This window comes from Bradyrhizobium sp. MI1.7 (assembly GCF_055811795.1).
Window position 1 is genome coordinate 44,945 of record NZ_JBVVPO010000018.1, and the last position, 20,295, is coordinate 65,239.

Genomic DNA, 20,295 nt, shown 5'->3' on the forward strand with positions numbered 1-20,295 from the left:
CCATGCTGTCACTCTGGCTCAATGTCCTCGCGAGCGGCGTTCTGCTCGGTCTCGTCTACGGGCTCGTGGCGCTCGGCCTGACCATCATCTTCGGCGTCATGCGCGTCGTCAACTTCGCGCATGGCGAGATGGTGGTGTTCGGCGTCTATATCGGCTATTGGGCCGTCCGCCTCTGGGACGTTCCGATCATCGTCGCGGCGGCTATCGCGGCGGTCGTGATGTTCGTCTTCGGCTATTTGCTGGAGAGCCTGGTCGTCAAACGGTTCGTCAACCGGCCGCATCATTATCAATTCATCGTCTTTATCGGCCTGTCACTGCTGTTCACTGGCGCCCTGCTCGTGGCGTTCGGACCGGATCCGCGCCCCACGGCATCCCAGCTGTCATTTCACACCGTATCGCTCGGCGTCGTGACGCTGGATCTGGCGCGGCTTCAGGCGGCGGCAACCGCTGGCCTGCTCATTGTCCTGCTGGGAGCGTATCTGAAATTCTCATCGTTCGGACGGGCCTTGCGCGCGGCTGCGGACAACCGCTTGGGCGGCCTGGTTGTCGGGCTGAACATTCCCCGGGTCTATGCGGTGACCTTCGGTATCGGAGCGGCCTGTGCGGGCGTCGCCGGCGCGTTGATATCGCCCTTGTTCGATGCCCAGCCCTATCTCGCCGTCGACTTTACCCTGCTGGCCTTCGTGACTGTGATCGTCGGCGGTCTCGGCAGCTTCGGCGGGGCGCTGCTGGGCGGCCTGGTGATCGGCGTGGCCGAGGCCATTGCAGCGCTGATGTTCACGCCGTCGATGAAGACCGCGCTTCCCTATGCGCTTCTGATCGTCATTCTGGTTTTCCTTCCGAGAGGCTTCTTCGGTGCAAAAGAGATTTGAGGGCGCGATCGACATCAAGCGGTGGCTCGCTGGAGCACTGGTCTTCGCGACCCTCGCTTTGGTCGGCGCGCTGGCAAATCCGTATCTCATCTCGCTGCTAACGATCGTGTTGCTGTTCACGTTTCTCGGCCAATCCTGGAATTTGATGCTTGGGATCGGTGGACAACTGTCGATCGGCCATGCGCTCTTTGTCGGCATCGGCGCCTATTCGGTGGCCGTGCTCGACGTCAAGTACGGCATTTCGCCATGGCTCGGCCTGCTGCTCGGAATGTTCATTGCGGGATCGGTCGGCGCGTTGCTGGCGTGGCTGAGCTTCCGGTTCGAAGTGCGTGGCATCTATTTCGCGCTGCTGACGATCGCGGCCGCGGAGTTCGCCAGGATCATGTTCAGCGGCTGGGCGTTCGTCGGCGCCATGCAGGGCCTGTTCTTTCCCGCACCGACGAACGCGATCGATATTGCGATGCTGCGCGGAGACGCGCGCTTCTACTACTTCGTCGCGCTTGCGCTGGCGGCGCTCGGGATCGCCGGAACGGAACTGATTTCGCGATCGTATCTCGGATATGTCTGGCGCGCGATGCGGGACGACGAGCAGGCGGCGCGCGCGCTCGGCGTCCGCACCTTCCGGCATAAGATCCTGGTGATCGCGATATCGGCGGCGACGGCGGCCGCCGGCGGTGGAGTTCTGGCGCTGGTGCAGGGATCGATATTTCCGGACTCGATCATGGGCATGGGCCTGTCCGTTGACGTCCTGATCGGGCCGGTGGTCGGCGGGCTGGGCACGACGTTCGGTCCGCTGGTCGGGGCGCTCACAGCCATTCCCCTGAACCATTTGATGGGCGCCCTCGGCGACCATCTTCGGATCCCCGGGCTGAACAACATCACCTACGGCGTCGTTCTGATTTTGGTCGTCTGGTTCCTGCCCGACGGCATCTGGCCGGCCATCGTCCGGCTGTCCAAGACGATCCAGCTGCCGTCGTGGACATGGCTGCCGCAACCGCGGAAGGCCGAAGAATGACCGTCCTGCTCGAGGTCAAGAACCTGTCCCGATCGTTCGGGGGATTGGTCGCGGTGAACAATGTCAGCTTCGCACTGGAAGCCGGACGGATCACCGCGCTGATCGGGCCGAACGGTGCGGGAAAGACGACATGCTTCAACCTTGTGGCAGGCGCCCTGCGGCCAACGAGTGGCCAAGTGATCTTCGAGGGACGCCCGATCGAGAATGCGCCGCCGGAGGCCGTCTGCAGGATGGGGGTTGCACGGACATTCCAGATCGTGCGGCCAATGCGCGACATGTCGGTGCTCGAGAACGCCATGGTCGGCGCCTTCAGCTGGACCAGGAACGTCAACGAAGCCCGATCGACGGCTTACGGGTCGCTTGAAAGCGTCGGACTGGCCGGCAAGGCCGATGCGCGGACGGACCAGCTCACCCTGCCGGATCGGAAGATGCTGGAAACGGCCAAGGCGCTATCGACACGACCCAAACTGCTGCTACTGGACGAGGTGATGGCAGGTCTCCGGCCCACCGAGGCCGCCGGCGTCGTTCGCGTGCTGCAGAGGCTTGCCGAAGCTGGCCTCACGATCCTTCTCGTCGAGCACGTCATGCGGATCGTGATGGAAGTCGCCTCGCATGTCGTCGTGCTTCATCATGGCGCCAAGATCGCCGAAGGACGTCCTGGCGAGGTGGTCGCGGACCCGCGGGTGCTCGAAAGTTATCTGGGGACCGGCTTCCATGCGTGACGAGGTGCTCCTGTCGATCGATGGGCTTTGTGTTGCCTACGATGGATCGACTGCCCTGAACGGCGTTTCGTTACGGCTCCAGAAGGGTGAGTTGATCTGCGTCGTCGGTGCGAACGGCGCCGGAAAGACCTCGCTGATCAGATCGATCTCGGGCATCGTTCCATCCTCGGCTGGCGTCGTGAAGATGAACGGCGTCGATATCACCGGGATGCCGCCATGGGAGATCTGCGAACGCGGGATCGCGCAGGTCGCCGAAGGCCGGCAGACTTTTGGAAACCTCTCGGTCGAGGACAATCTGCTGCTGGGCGGATCGCTCAAGCGCGCGAGGGCCAGTCAGTTCGAAACGCTCGAGTCCGTCTACCAACTGTTCGAGCAGCTTCGCGAGCGCAGGCGGCAATTGGCCGGGACCCTATCCGGCGGCGAGCAGCAGATGCTGGCGATCGGACGCGCGATCATGGCGAAGCCCGAAATCGTCATGTTCGATGAGCCGTCGATCGGACTGTCACCCGCCCTGACGGAGGTGATGTTCGGTGTGGTGAAGTCGCTGCACGCGCAGGGCATCACGGTGCTGCTGGTCGAGCAGAACGTCGCGAAATCGCTCGCCTTGAGCAATCGCGGCTACGTGCTGGAAAACGGCTCGATCGTGCTGCACGGATCGAGCGACGCATTGCTGAGCAACGTTGAGGTTCAGCGGGCCTATCTCGGGATGTAGCTGGCTGGTGCAATACCATGGAGAGTGACGCCCTTATCATCCAACGCGACGGCGACATCGTCACAATGACGATGAACAGGCCGCCGGCGAATGCGTTGAATAACGCGCTGGTCAGCCGCTTGCTGGATGCCATTCGCGCAATGTCCGCGGAGGCATCGCCGCCAGGCATCGTTCTGACCGGCGGAGGCGATCGCTTCTTCAGCGCGGGCGGCGACATCAAGGAAGTGGCGGGCCTCGAGATATCGAGGCCGCGCATGCGGACGTTCCACGCGCTGCTGTGCGAGATGGTGCGATATCCGGCTCCGCTCGTGTGTGCCGTACGCGGGTATGCGGTCGGCGGGGCGCTGGAATTTCTCCTGTTTGCCGATTACGTCGTCGCCAATCGCGAATGCATGATCGGGTTTCCGGAAATCAATCATGGCCTCTTGCCGGCCGCCAAGGGAATGCGGCAGGCGGCGTGGAAACTGGGACTTCGGCAAGCCCAGGCACTGCTTTATCGGGGGGAGTTGGTTGGCGCGCAGAAGGCGCTTGAGATCGGAGCGGTCAACGAGATCACAGCGGCCACGCATGTGATCAGTCGTGCCGTGGAGGTCTGCGGGACTCTGCGTGCGAAGGAACCAAAGCTGTTTGCCGCGATCAAGCGCTCGTTGAACTTGACGGGACAGATGGATGACGCTTCGCTGGAGGCCATGACGATTGACGATCTCAGCGCCTATCTGTCCGAGGACAGTTCGGCAGATGCGCGCGCCCGCTTTCTCTCAAAGAGCTCAATGAAGGTATGAATGACATCCCTCGCGCCGCCTGACCATCTCCACCTTGAACTTATGAGCTTCGAGGACGTATCGGATGCCGTGGCGAGGGGGAACTCGACGGTCCTGATACCATGCGGCGCTGTCGAGCAGCATGGGCCGCATCTTCCGCTTTGCATGGATGCCGATCACGCGGATGCGCTTGCCCTCAACGTGGTGCAGCGCCTCGGCAGGGCGCTGATAGCGCCGACGATCAGGGTCGGCTGTTCAGCTCACCATCTTGTCTTTCCCGGCACCATCTCGCTCCGGCCGGAAACCTTCGAAGCGATCTGCCTGGATTACTGCACGAGCCTCGCGCAGCATGGCTTCAAGCGGATCCTGCTGTTCTCTGGGCATATCGGAAATTTTCCCGTCTTGCGCGACATGCTTCCGCGGCTGAAGGACGCGGTTCCGCAGGATGTCGAGATCGATGCATTCTGTGACTCGATTGCTTGGATCGACAGGTGGCGAAGTGCCGTCAGGGAGGCTGCGGGTAACCCGAACGCGGTCGGTGGTCATGCCGACATCGCGGAGACGTCGCTCATGATGTTGCTTCGCCCGGACAGCGTGCGGCTCCATCGTTTCGAAGTGGGGTACCTCGGAGCGCTGTCCGAAGCGCAGCTTCAGGCCATGTGGAAGAACGGGATCAAGTCGGTCACGGACAATGGCATCATTGGCGACCCGCACGGTTCGTCGGCCGAAATCGGCGCGCGGTGTCTCGACGCGATCGCGGATCTGCTGGCTGCCTCGTTCCGCAAGTGAGTCGACGCGGCTTCCGCGCCGCCGGGCGCGCGATGCTGCGATCCTTAATTGGGGGCTGGAATGTGATCCGCCTGCCGACAGCATAAAATTCGGAAAGTTACGTAGCCTCAGTCAGCATTCGGACGAAAATGTTGCTGCGCCTGTGAAACGCTGTGCCATCTCGAATTTCCCTAGAGGACCTCAAAGATGGCACTTAAGTTCGGCTTCTGGTCGGAGCAGGAAACCCAGGTCGGGCAGAGCTACGCGCGCCGGCTTCATGAACTGGTCGACGAGGTGCGCCTCGCGGAAAAGATGGGGTTCGACTGCGTCGCGCTATCCGAGCAGCATGTCGCGCTCGGCGGCATTTCGAGCTCCGCGCCCGAAGTGGTCTACGGCTACCTTGCCGCGGTCACATCGCGCGTGAAGCTGCGGTCCGCGGTGACCCTGATGCCGCAGAAGACCAATCACGCCTTGCGATCGGCGGAACGGCTGGCGGTCACCGACATCCTGTCGCATGGCCGCATGGAGTTCTATGCCGGCCGCGCCAACACGACCATCGCCATGCGGGCCTTCAACGTCGACCCGAATGAAACGCTCCCCCAAATGGAAGAAGGGCTCGCGCTGCTCAAGAAATCGATGCGCGAGGATATCTTCACTTTCGAAGGCAAGTACTACCAGATTCCACCGCGAATGCTGGTTCCGAAGCCGCTTCAGAAGCCCCATCCAGTGATCGGCATCGCCGCCACAAGTGAGCGTAGCCATAGCTGGGCAGGCTCCGAAGGGTTCGCCGTGCTGAGCAGCAACATCTACCAAGGGTGGGACTATCAAGCCAAGCTGATCAACACCTACCGTCAAGCCTGGAAGCGTGATGAGCGCGGTCCGCTCGATCGCTCTCGCATCGGCCTTCCGCTCTTCCTTGGTATTGGCTCCACGGACCAGAAAGCGAAGGACGACTACGCTGAGCCTCTGATGCACTACGCCCGGATAGCGACCGACGCTTATCCCCGCCTGGCGAAGCTCTCTGATGACTATGCATACATGAGCGAGAGCCAGCCGGCGGCGGAACGCGCCGGAAAGGATTGGGACTACCTGCTCAACGAATCGGCGACCACCGTTTGCGGGAGCCCGGACACCGTCATCCGTCAGCTCGAGAAATTCGAGGCATTGGGCATTGATGAAGTCCTGCTTCACCTCGATTCGGTGAACCACGAGAAGATCATGGAGGCGATCGAAATGTGCGGTCGCTACGTGATCCCGCACTTCAACGACAAAAACAACGTGGTGCGACCAACCGAGGAAATCCTCGACAAGATCCGCGCCATGCGGCCTCAAAAGTAGTTCCAGGACAACAGGACGGAAATAGACCAATGTCACAGCACAGCTACAAATATCTGATCGTCGAGAAGCGCGCGAGCGGCGCTGCCGTTGTCACGATGAACCGGCCGGAGATCCTCAACGCTATCAATTGGGACATGCACGAGGAGCTCGAGCAGGTTTTCGTCGAATTGGATCACGATAAGGACGTTCGCGCGATCGTGCTGACTGGAGCGGGGCGTGGCTTCTGTTCGGGCGGCGATCAGAAATCGCTCGACAAGGGTCCGCTACCGTCGCCAACGAGGAGCGGACGCCATCTGGTCCGCAACATGCTCGAGGTCGAGGTGCCGATCGTGGCGGCGGTCAACGGTGTTGCCGTCGGTCTCGGGGCGACGCTTGCTCTGTTTTGCGATGTCATTTTCGCAAATCCGACCGCGCGATTTGCGGATACACATGTAACGGCGGGTGTGGTCGCGGGCGACGGCGGCGCGGTGATCTGGCCGCTGCTGATGGGGCCGGTGCGTGCGAAGCACTACCTGATGACGGGTGAGTTCATCTCTGCCGAGAAGGCCTCCGCCATGGGCATGATCAATGAGGTCATTTCGGGAATGGACGTCAAGGACGCGGCGATCGAATACGCCGAGATGCTTGCAAGCGGCCCGCGGGAGTCGATCATCTGGACAAAGTACAGCGTCAACAAGATCATCAAGCAGTACGCGCATCTGGTACTCGACACCTCGGGCGCGCTGGAGATGCTGACCTTCGCGCTGCCTGAGCGCCGCGAAGCCGTCGCCGCCTTCGCTGAGAAGCGGAAGCGCTTCGCGGAGCGGTGAGATGGACGTCGAATCCATCGCGTCCGGAGCCCAACTCGTCGACGTGACCATTCCGCAACTCCTGAAAGCGCGACGGGCGGAGCGGGCCGAGGCGGTCGCGTACAAGCAAAAGCGTCGCGGCGAATGGATCGCCGTGACGTGGAGGCAGTATTCCGATCAGGTGGCCAATCTGGCAGGCGCCCTGCAGCAGGCCGGGTTCGAGCGCGGTGATCGTGCAGCCATAATGGGGGATGTGTCCCAGGAATGGCTTCTCGCCGACATGGCGACGATCTGCGCTGGTGGCGTCGTGGTCGGCGTGTACTTCACCTCGTCGGCGGAAGAAGTCGGCTATTACCTGAGCGATTCCGGCGCCTCCTTCATCTTTGTCGGCAGTGAGCTTCAACTCGGCATCGTCCTGGCGTCCGGCCAGGCCGAACAGTTGCGGAAGATCATCGTGCTCGATCCGGATTGGAATGGGGGCGATGCGGCGGCGAACATCGTTTCTCTCAAGAACTTTTGCGGCACGACCTCGGTCGATGCCGATGGATTTCTTCGTAAGCAGGCTGCGCAAGCGAAGGCGAGCGATCTGGTCAGCATCGGATACACCTCAGGCACCACCGGCTTTCCGAAGGGCGCGATGCTGACCCATATGTCGCTGCTTGCCGGTGCGCACAGCGTGACGACGTTCAGCCCGCGGATGCGTTCCGACACGCACCGCGTCGTCGTGCATCTGCCGATGTCGCATACGGTTGCGCGCGCGCAGGCAACGACCTTGCCTTTGCTCGCGCGGATGGTGCCGCATTTCGGCGAGACCAGCATGGAGTTCGCCCAGACGATCAAGGAAGTGAAGCCGACATATTTCACGGCGCCGCCCCGCTTCTATCAGCGGTTTGCCACGCAGATCCTCAGCAAGGTCCATTCCGGATCCGCGAAGCAGAAGCAGGACTATCAATTTGCGATGACGATCGCCCGCAAGGCGCTCGACGACCGTCAGGCCGGCGGCACGCCGGATCCCCTGATATCGGCCCTGTTCGCCGTGTGCCAGGACCAGATCTTCCGTCCTCTGCTTGCAGAAGTCGGGTTCGAGGAACTCTCGGTCACCTATACATCGTCGGCTGCCATGCCTTCCGAACTCATGTCGCTCTGGCAGCTATGGGGGCTACAGTTGAAGGAATGTTACGGCCAGACGGAACTGGTAGGAGCCAATCTGGTCCAGATGGCGGAATGGCCGGAAGCTGGCACGGTTGGCGTGCCCGTGCATGATGCGGCCTGGGAGACCGCGGTTCTCGAGGACGGAGAGATGATTGTCCGCGGACCGGGGCTTTTCGTCGGGTACTGGAACAGGCCGGACGAAACCAAGTCGGCCCTGCGCGATGGCTGGCTTTACACCGGAGACATCGTGGATATCGGCCCGACGGGCCTCTTCAAGTTGGTCGATCGGAAGAAAGAAATTATCAATACGTCCAACGGGAAATCCATCAGTCCGACGCAGATCGAGAATGAAATCCGGCAAAGTCCGTTCATCTCCGAAGCCGCGGTGATCGGGGAAGGAAAGAAGTATCTCACTGCGTTGATCGAAGTTGACGCTGTTGCGACGATGGAGTGGGCGCGATCGCGTGACCTTCAGATCGCGCAGTACGCGGATCTGGCGAATTCCGAAGTCGTCGTCCGGATGATCGAGGGAGAGATCGGCAAGGCCAACAGCAAATTGGCCAGAGCCGAACAGATCAAGGCCTTCCGGATCCTGCCGGAAGAGCTGTCGCCGGAGAACGGCGTGATGACGCCGACAAGGAAGAAGCGCCGGAGGCAGATTATCGAAAGATATCGGTCGTTGATCGATACGCTTTACGACGAGAGTGAAGACGAACTGGTCAGGGCCGAGATGAAAACGTGATTTGAACGGGCGCGTCTGCTGCGAGATGCGCGCCGCCACTGATCGAGTTTTTTGATTTGATTGCCGCAATATTCATGCAGCCGACTGAGGAGAATGTCACATGAAGAATCGCAACGAAAGTGGCCTGACGCGTCGTGCATTGCTGGGCAGTGGCGTCGGTGCCGCCGTCGGGCTCGTATCGTGGACGGCAAAGGCAAACGCTCCCGGCAAGGTACGGGTCGGAGCGATCAATCCGAGCAGCGGGGTGCTGGCGTTTCCTGGCCAGGCCTGTGTGCGCGGCATCGATGCCGGCGCGAAGTTCGCTAAGGAGAAATTCGGAATAGACATGGAAATCATCCATGCCGATACGCAGAGCAGGCCGGAGAACGGGCGAATTGCCGCCGAGAACCTGATCCGGCAGGGCTGCACGGTGCTCATCGGGGCCTGGGACTCCGGCGCAACGATATCCGCGCTGCAGGCCGCGGAAGCCGCGAAGGTCCCGATGGTGGTGCATATCGCGACCGCGACCCAGGTGACTTCACAGGGATTCACCCAGGTCTTTCGCTACTGCCCGACGTCGCTGACGATCGTCAGGAAGTCCCTGGCCGAATTGAAGTCGCTGTTGTCGCCGCTCAAGGATGTGCCGACGAGCGCGGCGATCATGCATCTCAACAACACGATGGGGCAATCGACCGCGGCCAGCATCGATCAGGCCTGGAAGGAGGTCGATGTCCCTCTGAAGATTGCGCAGTACATCCCATACGACGAGAAGGCCAGGGATCTCTCGGTTGAGGTGGCGAAGGCGAAAGCATCCGGCGCCGACGCGCTGATATCGGTGACGCGTGTCAACGACGCCATCATGATCATCCGGGAATGCGTCAAGCAAGGGTGGAATCCCAAATTGATCTTCTCGCCGAATTCGAATGGCGTGCAAGACAAGGCATATTACGACGCATTGGGCAAATACGGTGACGGCGCGGTACTGTCGACGTTGTGGTACAACCCTAAGGCGCCGGACGCCGCAGCGATCCTCAAGCGGTTTGCAGCCGACTATCCAAATGACTGGATCGACGCAAATTCAGGAGCTGGTTTCGAAGCCGTGCAGATCGTTGCGGATGCCGTCAGCCGCGCGGGCTCTTCCGAATCGGGGGCGATTCATGCCGCGCTCAAGGCGACCGATATGACGCCGATCCTGATGTCTAGCGGCAGGATCAAGTTCGATGCGAGCGGCCAGAACATGGGGGGGGATGTGACGATGCTGCAGGGACAGAACGGAAGGCCTCGCGTGGTAGCGCCGCAAGCCGTGGCCGAAGCAACCCTTCAGTACCCGCTGGCGCCGTTCAACTCGAGGTAAGGACCTGAGTTGCGGCTCAAGAAGATAAGCCGCATGCGGGGCGGAGGGCCTATTCCAGCGTCTCGCGATCGACGAAGCTGGACCGCTCGGAGAGGAAGCGGCGGGGGCTCTTGCCCATCGTCTTCTTGAACATGGTAATGAAGGCGCTGGGCGTTTCATAGCCCAGATCGAGCGAGACCGTCTGGACGGAAGATCCGGCCGACAGGCGCTGCAGCGCGACAAGGATGTGAAGGCGCTGTCGCCAGCGTCCGAATGTCATTCCGGTTTCCTTCAATACCAGGCGGGCGAATGTGCGCTCGCTCATGGCGTATCGAGCAGCCAACTCATCGATCGTGCTCCGATCGGCAGGATCATTGAGAAGCGATGCGGCAAGATGCTGAAGTCGACTATCGGTGGAGATCGGCAGGTATATCTGCTCGGTCGTCATCTGCACCAATTCGTCGAGCAGGACGCGCCCGAGACGGCTTGTCGGGCCCTCCATCGGATACAAGGGTGGAAATACCGACAATCGATGGATCAACTCGCGGACCAGCGACGATATCGTGAACGTGCAGCATGTGGTTGAAAGCGCACACGCCTGCGGATCGATGAATACGACGTAAACCTTTCCGGCGTCCGACATGCAGTTGCTGTGCAGGACTCCGGCGGGTATCCATACAGCACCCTGTGGCGGAACGATCCATAGTCCTCCCGGAGCGCGGCACATGACCGATCCATGAGAGGCCACCACCAACTGCCCCTTCTTGTGCGAATGAAGCGGCAGTTCATCGTTCCCCTGACCTGTCTCGATGGACATGGAGATAATCGGTCGGTCGAACTGGTCTGGATCGATCGGATCGTAATTGATCCGAATGTCCGGCAAGCTCATTCGGGCCAAGCCGTCGTCCGTTTCAACAGCAGGTGACTTGTGCATTGGATTCGCTCGTCGAAATCGCAGTTCCAATCTGTTGAGCGGCGCTAACGCCGACGGAGGGTTTCTTCAAAGGATAGCTCTTTGACAGGTGATCGTCACGGGAAAGTAGGGCGAAGGAGAAGATGCCGCGGCAGAGGACTGAATGTAGGCCACCCGTCGCGGAGGCGAGGCGATTGGCCCGCGAGGGTTGCGGTCGCCGCTCGGCGTCCTGCCTGCGGGACGTGGATTCTGTCGAGCAAGTTCGCGCGTTATTGCAAGGCCGGTAGCGAGCACTGATGCGGGCCTCGGCGAAGTGGTTTCAAAGCAAAACCGAGGCCGCACCGACCCGATTCGAACGCATGGCCTTCCCCTTCGGAGGGCGATCGTCATGCTACCGGCAATTGAGGAAAAACTCACTCGATCAAGCATAAGAATTGGGTGTTGTGCGCTCGCTTTCGAAGCCCTAGTCAGACGCGCACAAAAAGCGGTATTTGGCGGACCATCAAAGGGCCGCTAGGCCAGTTACGCTGCACGCCGATAGGAAAACAGGGCCCCCGCAATAGTGGGAACCTGATCCGGCTGGTACGTGAGATCGAATCGCATGATGCTTCTGCCTTATGAGGGAAGCTTTCAGCCTGGTCTGGTCGGTGCTGGCGTTGTTGTTCCGCTTGCGGGTCTCGCTGGAAGCTGAGATCCTGGTCCTTCGTCATCAACTTAACATCCAGCGACGGTATCTGCCGAAGAGACTGGCCTTCAGTGCCATGGATCGCCTGATCTTTGTCGGGCTGTATCGTTTGGTCCCAAACACCATCAAGGCGTTGACGATTGTGAAGCCGGAAACGGTCATCCGCTGGCACCGCGCCGGTTTCAGCTTGTATTGGTGCTGGAAATCGCGACGCCGCTGCGGTCGACCAATTGTGCCGTTGGAAATTCGCCGGCTAATCCGCGAGGTGAGCATTGCCAACCCGTTGTGGGGAGCGCCGAGAATCCATGGTGAACTTCTCAAGCTCGGCATCAATGTCGGCCAGACCAGCGTGGCCAAGCATATGGCACGGAGAAGGGGCCCTCCCTCGCAGGGATGGAAGACGTTCCTTCGTAACCATGCGGATGGCATTGTCGCGATGGACCTTTTTGTGGTGCCGACAATCTTGTTCCGGCTGCTCTATGGATTGCTGATCATGGGCCATGGCCGGCGGCAGATCCTATGGCTTGGAGTCACCGCGTATTCAACGGCCGAATGGATCGCCAATCAGCTCACTGAGGCCCGCGGCTGAGAGCAAACTCCTCGTTATCTGATCCGGGATCGCGATCGAGCTTATGGCGAGATCGTTGTCCGCCGGGTTCGGCCGATCGGCTTTCGAGATCGTCCGACGTCTCCGCGCTCACCCTGGCAAAACGCCTACGCGGAACGGCTGATCGGTTCAATCCGCAGGGAATGTGTTGATCATATTGTGGTGTTCGGCGAGCGCAATCTACGTCACGTGCTGCTGTCGTACATGGATTACTACAACGCCACGCGCACTCATTTGTCATTGAACAAGGATGCCCCGCTCCCTCGCGGCGCCGAGCGGGCCGGGACTATTGTCTGCCTCCCGATCCTGGGCGGTCTCCATCATCAATATGCCCGGATTTGATTTGCGATAAGGACAGGTGGCACACGCCCCGCTTGGCTGACGAGGTAGCCTGCCATCAACAGGTGTCGGTACATCGAACCACCGCGGATCGGTGACGAGTACCGCGGGCGGATGGGCATTAAGAACCCGTCGGCTAGAGAAGCCGGACGGGCTTTTCTTTGGACTGAGAGGCGCTAGATCAGCATGGCAGACCGAGTGAATGCCGTTTTCTATGGCCTGTTTATGGATTCCGAGGCCCTAGAGACGAAGGGGTTTCGACCATCCAATGTCAGGCACGCCTATGTGGAGCGTCTTGCACTCAGGCTCGGTACGCGCGCGACATTGGTACCCAGCCCGGAAGGACGTGTTTACGGGATGATCATGACGCTTACTCATCGACCTGCTTGTGCTGGCACAGTTTGAGGATGACACCTGCGAGATTGCGCTTGGTCTCAATCTACCGTCGGGCACGGCCTACCCTGGCGGGCAGACCCTGCGAAGGGAGCATCAGCGATCGACGCCCGCAGATCGCCAAATACGACCGCAGTCAAAACTGGCCGCCGGCCCGCAAGGTCGGAGGGTCTTCTTTTCCGCTAACCGTCTCGGCAGGATATGCCGAAGTTGTCGCAGGTGATCGCAAAAGCTTCTTTCGACTTCGCATCTGCAAAGCAAAAGCGGGTGCCGATCTCCACGCGATCGCTCCACCAGTCGACAGTATTTTCTTTTGCAATGCGGGAAGCCTCTCCGCGCAGCAAATCTAGCTGCCTTCCGGCAGCATGAACGATCAAGCAATTTTCCTTTGCCATGAATGCTTTCCTCTCAAAAAATGAAATCGGCGCGCAAATTGATGCGACGGCGGAGCTCGCTGGCAGGCCTATGTCCTGGATCCGTGGGACCGCTTCCAGTGGCCTAGCCAAGGCGGTTATCGGGGCCAGTTGATTGGTCGCGGTGCACTTCGCTGGAGAACGACCGGACGAGCATCTCCAGCTTCGATTGTTCTTCGCTCAAGCGCCTTTCGACAAACTGGCGCTCGAATTCTGTCAGAGTGGTTTGCAGTAAGAGGCGATAACGTTGAATATTGTTGCGATGTGCACGCGCCAAATGGTCGTCAATCATCGTCGTCTTCCTGTGGCGGATACCAACCATTCCACTTTTGTTTACGGGGGTGAGGCGCCCCGAGGCAACATTCCAAGACGTCGTTGGAGCGGAGTATCTTCGCTCAGCGAAGCCGGCATACCTGGCGGCCCCGGCCATCTAATATCTGACGGACTTAGATGACAGAAAAAAGCCCCCCGAAAGGAGACGCCCCGCGCTTTCGCTCACGGTAATGCGCTTTGCTGTTCCGATCTGTGAACTACTTCACAAGCCCCATGATCCTCCGCCTGCTATCGCTCACTCATCGCTTAGATCAAAAATTGCTTCGAAACGCCCCCAGCCGTTCGCGCGCTGGGGGTTTTGCTTGTTAGCCCAACGCGCTTGACCTAGGCTGCTGTCATTGTTCAATCGGGAGGCGGACGTGGCGACAGGCATTGTGAAGTGGTTTAACGCGACCAAGGGATTCGGCTTCATCCAGCCGGATGACGGCGGCCAGGATGTTTTCGTACATATCAGTGCGGTGGAGCGCGCTGGCCTATCGGGTTTGGCTGAGGGGCAGAAGGTCTCTTACGAGGTCCAAGTTGATCGGAAGCGCGGCAAGAGCAGCGCAGAAAATCTGCGCGTTTGACGCGCCTCGACCTACAAAAGGCTTGCCGGCTCACACTGGAGGGCGCGGCGCCGCAGTTGGGGTTGGAACCATCCTGCGGCCTTCCCCCTTTGGCGCGCGGACGGAGAGACGGTCCCGACTTCAGGGGGCTTGCAGGGATTGACCGGGGCCGCTCCGCCAGCTCGGCCGGAAGCCAGTCGCAAATCAAATATCCGTCGATCTTTCGTGTTCCCTTTGGGAGCGTCATCCCGCGAATTCCTCGGGCGGCCGTCGGGCGTCTACCGTTCTCCGGCTCCCACGGTCAGATCGTAACTTCAACCGAATGTCGGTATCGTGGTTGCACCTGGCGATCGGGTAGAAAGGCGTCAGGGCCAGACCCACCGTCGATGCGGTGTGACGGGCCTCGCCGTTCCCAGCCGATATCAAACATTGCGAACTGGTCAGGCATTGCGCTGAGAGAATACCCGAAGGAGACGGCGCACGTGGTCGTTCCTTCGAGCTGGGCCCCAGAGATGGCTCGGAGAATAAGCCCGGCATTTGCGCCGGGCTAATCGCCAATAAGGTTCAGGTTCTCAGCAACGGACTAATTAGAGAGGAGTCCGCGGGGCAGTCGGTTCGCTTTCTGACATGGGGATGCTCGCTCACGCAATTCGTACGCGCTTGTCTCCGTGTAGCGGTGCGGACCTTTCCCAAACAGTCTGGAAATGATTAGCTCTCCTGACGCTCCTTTGCTCGCCGCTCCGCGCCGCACGTTCACAACTGCTGCCAGCGAAACATGCGGGCTCTGCTTGACGCTGTCACACGATCGTGGGCGGTACCTGAGGCAAAGCTCATGAGCGAGAGTCCCTTGCGGGTCAAGACATTGGGCCGCGGCCTGATCGGCCCCGAACCGCTATCCGACGAAGCGGGGACAATTTCAGTCCCGTCTTCGCCGGCTTCACCGGGCCAGGCCCTAGCGGCTAGCATCGCCCGTTGCATTTACTACCAAAACGCGAGATCGGGTTGCATTCATTGAGAAGATCTCTTCGACTTCGAGACGCATGGTGTCGCGGCATTCGCACGCCACCGCTGCGAGCCGCGATGGGTCGATCTCGATTTCGCCTCGCCGTTCAGATCTGATCGCTCCGGAAGCGCGAAGATTGCGCATCAGGAGCGTCACCGTCGTTCGTCGCACACCCAGTATTTGCGAAAGCGCCTCTTGGGTGAGCGGGAGGACGTCGTGGTCGACGCGGTCGCGAAGATGGAGCAGCCAGCGTGCCATGCGGGCTTGGACCGGATGCAGCGCATTGCAGGCCCCGCCGATTTGAAGCTGTATCAGCATCGCCTTGAAGTGAATCTGGACTGCGTGGCGGATCGCGGGGCTCCGGCTGAAAGCGGCGTGGAATCGCGATGCGGGGATCCGCGAGGCGGTACCCGCGGCACGAACGATGGCGGTAACGGCCGCAGGGGACGGACCCAGCACGGAAAGAGTGCCTACTGCTCCCTCGCGCCCTATTGCAGCGCTGGCGACCGTCTGCCCGTTCGCCATGTCGATCATCACCGAAATGGCGCCGCTATGAGGGAAGAGGACGTGCTCGGTCTGGTCACCCGCCCGCGAGACGACCGCGTCCCGATCGAGCCCGATCATCTCTAACTCGGGTGTCAGCAGATCGAGGTCCGCCGCCGGTAGAGCTGCCAGAAGTCGGTTACCAATTCCACTGAGAAGCGTCACCGTAGCCCGCCGCGAACCATTCGCCGCATCGCATTTCGAGCGGCATGGAGCGGCATGGAGCGGCAAACTCGAACTTTGTTTGAATCCGCCTACGCTTCGCGCTCCGAAATCCAATTCAGCTGCGGAAGCTCTCAATGTCAAAAATAAAACTCCGAATGCACGCGACCGCGAGGCGAATAGGCTCCGAGCCGCGGCCGGTATCCCTGGTCGCAATCTACAGTCCAAATAAACTCCCCGCCGGCTAACAAGGTCGGCGGGTTTTTCTTTTGACCTTGGGAATTTACGGGTGGGCGCCGGTTCACGCTGGCGGGCCAGTCCGCGTCGGGGCAAAAACGGTTCCATCGCTGCTGGTGATTCTAGCGGGCGCCCGCGGCTCGACGAAGCTTGCCGCGCGTGCACCGATCCATCTGGCTGCAGCGATTGCCAGGTTGTTTGCCGGAAGGAACAGGACAGCGGCAAGCAGCGAGAGGATCACAACTGCGATGTCGATGACCAGACAAGCCATGATGCTGCCGTTCGCACGCCTCAGCAGGGGCTCCCCCACGAGCCAGATTACAGGGCCATGGATGAGGTAGAGCGGTAGCAGATCTCACCGAGAAGTCTCGATGTCTTCGATCCTAGCAAGGTGCGCGCGGAGTCAAGGCAAACGCATCCCACGACCAATGCCAGAACGCCGAGCTCCCATCCGATCCAGGGGCGTAAGGGAACGCTCAGGAATCCGGCCAAGATCAAAAGCCCTACTACGGGACGAGGAATGGTATTGAGCCAGCCCCTGAGATGAAGGTCCGCAAGGACGCAGCCGGCGGGAAAAAGCGCCAACATCCGCCAATAGTCGTCCAACACCAAGCTTAAGATGACGGCGATCGCGCTGAACCAAAAGATCCGTGCGGGGGCACGCCGCAAGGCGATAACACCCGCCAGCGCAATGAACGAGCCGAATAGCTCGTACCGCATTGTCCAGAGAGGACCGATATAAGTGTCGCGATAGTCGAAGAAGACAACGTACCAGGAAAAGTAGAACAGGTGCTGCCAGGTCGGAGCAAAAGCCAAGCCCTGCTGGAATTTCGGGTGCCTGATCTCACTTGGTGATATTGCTCCCGCAATCATTGCGAGATGGACCAAAGCAGGCCAGGAAGATCGGGATCGCCAGGCGGAAGTAGCGGCCGGCTACAATTCTTATCCACGACTTAAGATCGCCTCGATCGAGATAATCGATCGAGAGCGAAAATCTATGAAGATTGCCATGATCCCGCTGAAGGGCAGGAACAACTGAAGCAACGCCGCGGCCCTGTCGTCAAACGGGTTTGCTTAGCAAAAGACGTGATAGAGCAGCACAAAAATAGCTGCCCATCCGCGCAAGCCATCGAGAAACTTAAGCCGTGGCTCGTCGTCCCCCTGAAGGTGCCCGATTTACCATGCACGAGTCGGGCGAGAAAATCGGCTCACACTGGAGGCGCGGATCTTGCGCGAGCTAATGCCTGTCGGGGGTGTGGGGAAGTGAAGCTCCGGCTCTCGTTGGCGGCCCACCATCCCCGCCCTTTCCCTGGCTTGGTGGATTTATTCTTCCACTTCCGTGCACGCTAGCGTGCATTTAGTTCCCGGTAAGCGCCAGTAATAATAAGGAATTTTTGCTAGAGATCTGAGCTGAGTGTTGCGGCTTGGCTACATCAACCTGCGGGCGAACGGAATAGCATCGATCCCGCAGGGGAGCGTCATTGCCTTTTTTGGGGATGGTATGGTCAACGTATCTCTCAGATCTAGGTGCGTGTCGCTCGCTTGGATTGCGCTTCTGGCGTTTGTTGCCTACGAGATCGCTAAACTTCCCTGGTAACGCCTTAAGCAATGCAGGCGCTCAACCCAACGGCCTTTTCTTTGTGCTCAGCGTAGCCACCAGCACCGCTGCCAATAAAGCCCAGCCGACGATATCGACAGCACTCATAGAACCGTACTCTCAAGGTCATCAGGGTAGTGCCTTGGCTCCGAGAAAGGTTCAAAATCTTCGTGTCGTCGCTGGCGCGTGCGGTCGCTAGTTCGTGACTGGAATCAGAGCTTTTTTGCTTGATGACGCGCCTCCCCGGGGAATGTCGCGCCTCATAGGGCGATGTACGCAAGTCCCAATCGTAGGAGCTCCGAATGCGCGCGAGCTACTGCCCGTCGTGGGTGTGGAAAAGCAGCCGAAGTCGCAGGCGTGCCCGTCGGTTGGTCGCAAGGTCATCCGCGATTGTTGTGCCGAGCGTGTTGATCGCCATTTTTTTCGATTGGTCGTAGCGGGCGCTTCTGCCCCGAGCCGCTCGAGATACGCATTCATTAGCTGATCAACGAGGGAATGGCGGACCCGGGGCAGGTCAGTCCGAGCCATGATTTGGGCAGCGTCACCGTTCCGAACGGCCGAAACGAGTGCAGGCTGATGGCGCGATCAATTGCGACAGCAGCGAAACGCTCGTGTCCGTGTTCTGCCCGAGAGGGGGCGCCAAAGACGGCCCAAAATGTGGGACCTCGCCGACGGTGGGCTTATGCATGAAGAAGTGAGCCGTCGTTGCAGAATGAGCGCTCTTGCTGGTACAACCTAGCCGCGATTGGCGACGCCGGTCGTAATCTACAGTCCAAACTTCCCGCTGGCTCGCAAGGTCGGCGGGGTTTTTCTGTCTCGGTGGTTCACCCCCGTAGGGCTGCGGTGCAGGAAAACGAAGGGCGGGGCCCGGATCCATGACGTTGCAGATTGCTGCGGCGCAACAACCCGAAGTGACGGGGCAGCGGGACTTTGGTTGGCTTCTGGCCGGACTTGTGCCGGCCGCGTTCGTGTCCGCTTTCCTGGCGCTGATCCCACTGGCAGCGCCAGAGCATGACGATTACTGCTTCGCCTATGGTTATGCGGCAGCCGGCTTCCAGTCGACACTCGCTCAGTTCTACGCGGAGCTGACCGGCCGCGTCACGTCGCTGGCCCTGATACAGTTGCCGCAGGCGCTGGCCTCCGGCCTCTCGATCAGCATTCTCTCAGCATATCCACTGGTCCTCGCGATCCTCGTCGCGGCATTCATCGCTGGCAGCGCGGTTGCAATTGCATGGGCGTGGCGCGTTCGCGGCGCGCGGCTGTTTCTGATGACCGCAACCTTCGCCGCGAGCGTCATCTCTGTGGCGCCGAGTCCGCATGAGCTGCTGTATTGGCTGCCGGGCGTCGCCTGCTACGTTCCTCCTGCCGTCGTCGCGATAATGTTCCTGGCACTGCTGACGCGGCTGGAACGTCTTTCGCCGCTACAGGTCACGGGCCTGGCGCTCGCGGGGCTCGCCGCTGCCATGTGCAATGAATTCACCGCGGTCTGGCTCTGGCTGATCCTGGCGTTTTCCGTCGTTGCGCGTCAGCTCACTAGGGCGCCGCGCCAGCTGGTCGCGCATGCGGCTATCGCTGCATCCGTCCTGGCTGGCTTTGCCGTGATCGCCGTCGCGCCCGGCAATGCCGCCCGGCGCAGCGCCTTCCCGAATTCCGGCCAGCTCTGGCACTCGCTAAGCGATGGGCTCGTCTATGGAATCTCCCGTCTCGGCAAATTCATTGCGGAGCCGTCGGTGATCGCGTGCGTCACCGTGGCCGTCGCCGTTGCCCTGACCTGCGCGCCAATGCTGGCGCAAGACCGGCGCCGGACGACGCTGCTCGCGGTCGGCATCGTCGTGCTGTGCCTGACGTGTTGCTATGTCGAATTCTTCGCTCATGTATATTCGACCAGCATCCGCTTGGTTGAGCGCGCACAAAATCAGGCGCTCATCGTGTTGCTGTTTGGGGTAGCGCTCGCCGGCGCAATGCTGGTTCGCGCATGGCTTCCTGACTTCTCCCTCTCGTCGCCAATTGCCCAGCTGTTGCTGGCTGGGCTCGTCGGCGCAAGCCTCGGCATCAGTCCGAGCGGCCGACTGCTGCGCGCTGAGGCTGGGGCATTTGCAGACTTTCGGAGTGAGGCGATCGAACGCGACCGCGCGCTGCGCGAGAGTGTGGACGCGGTGCCAGCCGTTGCGCGGCACAGGTTTACCCCGTCGCTGCTGATGGGTGTCGACGCCGACGTTAACAAAGGCTGCCTTGCGCGCTATTACGGAAAGGCTGATCTGCGCGTCGAGACGCGGCAATGAGGCCGTCGCGAGGTAGGTGCGCGCGAAGTGATGCTTGCAGATCGTAGCCGGGGAGGCTGTC

The 20,295-nt window shown here is 60.4% G+C and carries 20 protein-coding genes; 14 read left to right on the forward strand and 6 right to left on the reverse strand.

Translation table 11 applies throughout. From position 1 onward, the window contains the following. The first annotated feature begins 2 nt into the window (after positions 1-2). The 10 genes from AC0L3X_RS18520 to AC0L3X_RS18565 all read left to right on the forward strand — a co-directional run bounded on the left by AC0L3X_RS18520 (position 3) and on the right by AC0L3X_RS18565 (position 10,203). On the forward strand, positions 3-872 hold the full coding sequence (locus AC0L3X_RS18520) for a branched-chain amino acid ABC transporter permease (RefSeq protein ID WP_473316611.1): 870 nt from the start codon (positions 3-5) through the stop codon (positions 870-872). Next, the gene (locus tag AC0L3X_RS18525) at positions 856-1,887 is read left to right on the forward strand and encodes a branched-chain amino acid ABC transporter permease (RefSeq protein ID WP_473316612.1); all 1,032 of its coding nucleotides are present in this window, start codon (positions 856-858) and stop codon (positions 1,885-1,887) included. Before AC0L3X_RS18520 ends, AC0L3X_RS18525 begins: the two co-directional genes overlap by 17 nt. Next, the gene (locus AC0L3X_RS18530; protein WP_473316613.1) at positions 1,884-2,609 is read left to right on the forward strand and encodes an ABC transporter ATP-binding protein; all 726 of its coding nucleotides are present in this window, start codon (positions 1,884-1,886) and stop codon (positions 2,607-2,609) included. Before AC0L3X_RS18525 ends, AC0L3X_RS18530 begins: the two co-directional genes overlap by 4 nt. Continuing rightward, a complete protein-coding gene (locus AC0L3X_RS18535) occupies positions 2,602-3,321 on the forward strand; it encodes an ABC transporter ATP-binding protein (RefSeq protein ID WP_473316614.1) in 720 nt (239 codons plus the stop codon). The genes AC0L3X_RS18530 and AC0L3X_RS18535 overlap by 8 nt, the downstream gene beginning before the upstream one ends. 17 nt (positions 3,322-3,338) lie before the next feature. Beyond that, on the forward strand, positions 3,339-4,103 hold the full coding sequence (locus AC0L3X_RS18540; protein ID WP_473316615.1) for an enoyl-CoA hydratase/isomerase family protein: 765 nt from the start codon (positions 3,339-3,341) through the stop codon (positions 4,101-4,103). Beyond that, the gene (locus AC0L3X_RS18545) at positions 4,104-4,871 is read left to right on the forward strand and encodes a creatininase family protein (RefSeq protein WP_473316616.1); all 768 of its coding nucleotides are present in this window, start codon (positions 4,104-4,106) and stop codon (positions 4,869-4,871) included. It abuts the gene before it with no gap. A gap of 186 nt (positions 4,872-5,057) precedes the next feature. After that, entirely contained in the window at positions 5,058-6,188 is a 1,131-nt protein-coding gene (locus tag AC0L3X_RS18550; RefSeq protein ID WP_473316617.1) for an LLM class flavin-dependent oxidoreductase, read from the forward strand. A gap of 29 nt (positions 6,189-6,217) precedes the next feature. Next, entirely contained in the window at positions 6,218-6,997 is a 780-nt protein-coding gene (locus AC0L3X_RS18555) for an enoyl-CoA hydratase/isomerase family protein (protein ID WP_473316618.1), read from the forward strand. Position 6,998: 1 nt separating this feature from the next. Then, positions 6,999-8,870, forward strand: a complete 1,872-nt coding sequence (locus AC0L3X_RS18560; protein WP_473316619.1) for an AMP-dependent synthetase/ligase — start codon at positions 6,999-7,001, stop codon at positions 8,868-8,870. A 100-nt stretch (positions 8,871-8,970) separates the two neighbouring features. Further along, positions 8,971-10,203, forward strand: a complete 1,233-nt coding sequence (locus tag AC0L3X_RS18565; RefSeq protein ID WP_473316620.1) for an ABC transporter substrate-binding protein — start codon at positions 8,971-8,973, stop codon at positions 10,201-10,203. Between the two features lie 49 nt (positions 10,204-10,252). Here the strand turns inward: AC0L3X_RS18565 and AC0L3X_RS18570 are convergent, their stop codons facing one another. Beyond that, on the reverse strand, positions 10,253-11,116 hold the full coding sequence (locus AC0L3X_RS18570; RefSeq protein ID WP_473316621.1) for an AraC family transcriptional regulator: 864 nt from the start codon (positions 11,114-11,116) through the stop codon (positions 10,253-10,255). A gap of 596 nt (positions 11,117-11,712) precedes the next feature. On the opposite strand from AC0L3X_RS18570, the gene AC0L3X_RS18575 reads away from it, so the two are divergent. Both AC0L3X_RS18575 and AC0L3X_RS18580 read left to right on the forward strand, forming a co-directional pair. Beyond that, entirely contained in the window at positions 11,713-12,369 is a 657-nt protein-coding gene (locus AC0L3X_RS18575; protein ID WP_473316622.1) for a hypothetical protein, read from the forward strand. 75 nt (positions 12,370-12,444) lie between these two features. After that, positions 12,445-12,729, forward strand: a complete 285-nt coding sequence (locus AC0L3X_RS18580) for an integrase core domain-containing protein (protein WP_473316687.1) — start codon at positions 12,445-12,447, stop codon at positions 12,727-12,729. A 572-nt stretch (positions 12,730-13,301) separates the two neighbouring features. Here AC0L3X_RS18580 and AC0L3X_RS18585 read toward each other — a convergent pair. Both AC0L3X_RS18585 and AC0L3X_RS18590 read right to left on the reverse strand, forming a co-directional pair. Beyond that, complete coding sequence (locus AC0L3X_RS18585; RefSeq protein ID WP_473316623.1) at positions 13,302-13,514, reverse strand: hypothetical protein; 213 nt, start codon at positions 13,512-13,514, stop codon at positions 13,302-13,304. Positions 13,515-13,617: 103 nt separating this feature from the next. After that, positions 13,618-13,824: a hypothetical protein gene (locus tag AC0L3X_RS18590; protein ID WP_473316624.1), complete on the reverse strand. Its 207-nt coding sequence runs from the start codon at positions 13,822-13,824 to the stop codon at positions 13,618-13,620. A gap of 400 nt (positions 13,825-14,224) precedes the next feature. Between AC0L3X_RS18590 and AC0L3X_RS18595 the strand changes: the two genes are divergently transcribed. Next, a complete protein-coding gene (locus AC0L3X_RS18595; RefSeq protein ID WP_464160365.1) occupies positions 14,225-14,431 on the forward strand; it encodes a cold-shock protein in 207 nt (68 codons plus the stop codon). Between the two features lie 931 nt (positions 14,432-15,362). Here AC0L3X_RS18595 and AC0L3X_RS18600 read toward each other — a convergent pair. The 3 genes from AC0L3X_RS18600 to AC0L3X_RS18610 form a co-directional block, all read right to left on the reverse strand. Continuing rightward, entirely contained in the window at positions 15,363-16,121 is a 759-nt protein-coding gene (locus AC0L3X_RS18600) for a Crp/Fnr family transcriptional regulator (RefSeq protein ID WP_473316625.1), read from the reverse strand. Between the two features lie 552 nt (positions 16,122-16,673). Next, positions 16,674-17,228, reverse strand: a complete 555-nt coding sequence (locus tag AC0L3X_RS18605) for a hypothetical protein (protein ID WP_473316626.1) — start codon at positions 17,226-17,228, stop codon at positions 16,674-16,676. Positions 17,229-18,147: 919 nt separating this feature from the next. Then, positions 18,148-18,480 (reverse strand): hypothetical protein, encoded by a 333-nt coding sequence (locus tag AC0L3X_RS18610; protein ID WP_473316627.1) that lies wholly within the window; start codon positions 18,478-18,480, stop codon positions 18,148-18,150. A gap of 347 nt (positions 18,481-18,827) precedes the next feature. Here AC0L3X_RS18610 and AC0L3X_RS18615 point away from each other — a divergent pair, with 347 nt between their 5' ends. Next, entirely contained in the window at positions 18,828-20,234 is a 1,407-nt protein-coding gene (locus AC0L3X_RS18615; protein WP_473316628.1) for a DUF6056 family protein, read from the forward strand. The last annotated feature ends 61 nt before the right edge of the window (positions 20,235-20,295 follow it).

What these genes read in the sequence shown, in the direction of transcription:
- AC0L3X_RS18545 (WP_473316616.1), top strand. Translation starts at nt 4,104, where the DNA reads ATGACATCCCTCGCGCCGCCTGACCATCTCCACCTTGAACTTATGAGC.
- AC0L3X_RS18540 (WP_473316615.1), top strand. Translation starts at nt 3,339, where the DNA reads ATGGAGAGTGACGCCCTTATCATCCAACGCGACGGCGACATCGTCACA.
- AC0L3X_RS18520 (WP_473316611.1), top strand. Translation starts at nt 3, where the DNA reads ATGCTGTCACTCTGGCTCAATGTCCTCGCGAGCGGCGTTCTGCTCGGT.
- AC0L3X_RS18585 (WP_473316623.1), bottom strand. Translation starts at nt 13,514, where the DNA reads ATGGCAAAGGAAAATTGCTTGATCGTTCATGCTGCCGGAAGGCAGCTA.
- AC0L3X_RS18615 (WP_473316628.1), top strand. Translation starts at nt 18,828, where the DNA reads ATGACGTTGCAGATTGCTGCGGCGCAACAACCCGAAGTGACGGGGCAG.
- AC0L3X_RS18565 (WP_473316620.1), top strand. Translation starts at nt 8,971, where the DNA reads ATGAAGAATCGCAACGAAAGTGGCCTGACGCGTCGTGCATTGCTGGGC.
- AC0L3X_RS18575 (WP_473316622.1), top strand. Translation starts at nt 11,713, where the DNA reads ATGAGGGAAGCTTTCAGCCTGGTCTGGTCGGTGCTGGCGTTGTTGTTC.
- AC0L3X_RS18550 (WP_473316617.1), top strand. Translation starts at nt 5,058, where the DNA reads ATGGCACTTAAGTTCGGCTTCTGGTCGGAGCAGGAAACCCAGGTCGGG.
- AC0L3X_RS18555 (WP_473316618.1), top strand. Translation starts at nt 6,218, where the DNA reads ATGTCACAGCACAGCTACAAATATCTGATCGTCGAGAAGCGCGCGAGC.
- AC0L3X_RS18605 (WP_473316626.1), bottom strand. Translation starts at nt 17,228, where the DNA reads ATGATTGCGGGAGCAATATCACCAAGTGAGATCAGGCACCCGAAATTC.
- AC0L3X_RS18535 (WP_473316614.1), top strand. Translation starts at nt 2,602, where the DNA reads ATGCGTGACGAGGTGCTCCTGTCGATCGATGGGCTTTGTGTTGCCTAC.
- AC0L3X_RS18570 (WP_473316621.1), bottom strand. Translation starts at nt 11,116, where the DNA reads ATGCACAAGTCACCTGCTGTTGAAACGGACGACGGCTTGGCCCGAATG.
- AC0L3X_RS18610 (WP_473316627.1), bottom strand. Translation starts at nt 18,480, where the DNA reads ATGGCTCGGACTGACCTGCCCCGGGTCCGCCATTCCCTCGTTGATCAG.
- AC0L3X_RS18530 (WP_473316613.1), top strand. Translation starts at nt 1,884, where the DNA reads ATGACCGTCCTGCTCGAGGTCAAGAACCTGTCCCGATCGTTCGGGGGA.
- AC0L3X_RS18560 (WP_473316619.1), top strand. Translation starts at nt 6,999, where the DNA reads ATGGACGTCGAATCCATCGCGTCCGGAGCCCAACTCGTCGACGTGACC.
- AC0L3X_RS18590 (WP_473316624.1), bottom strand. Translation starts at nt 13,824, where the DNA reads ATGATTGACGACCATTTGGCGCGTGCACATCGCAACAATATTCAACGT.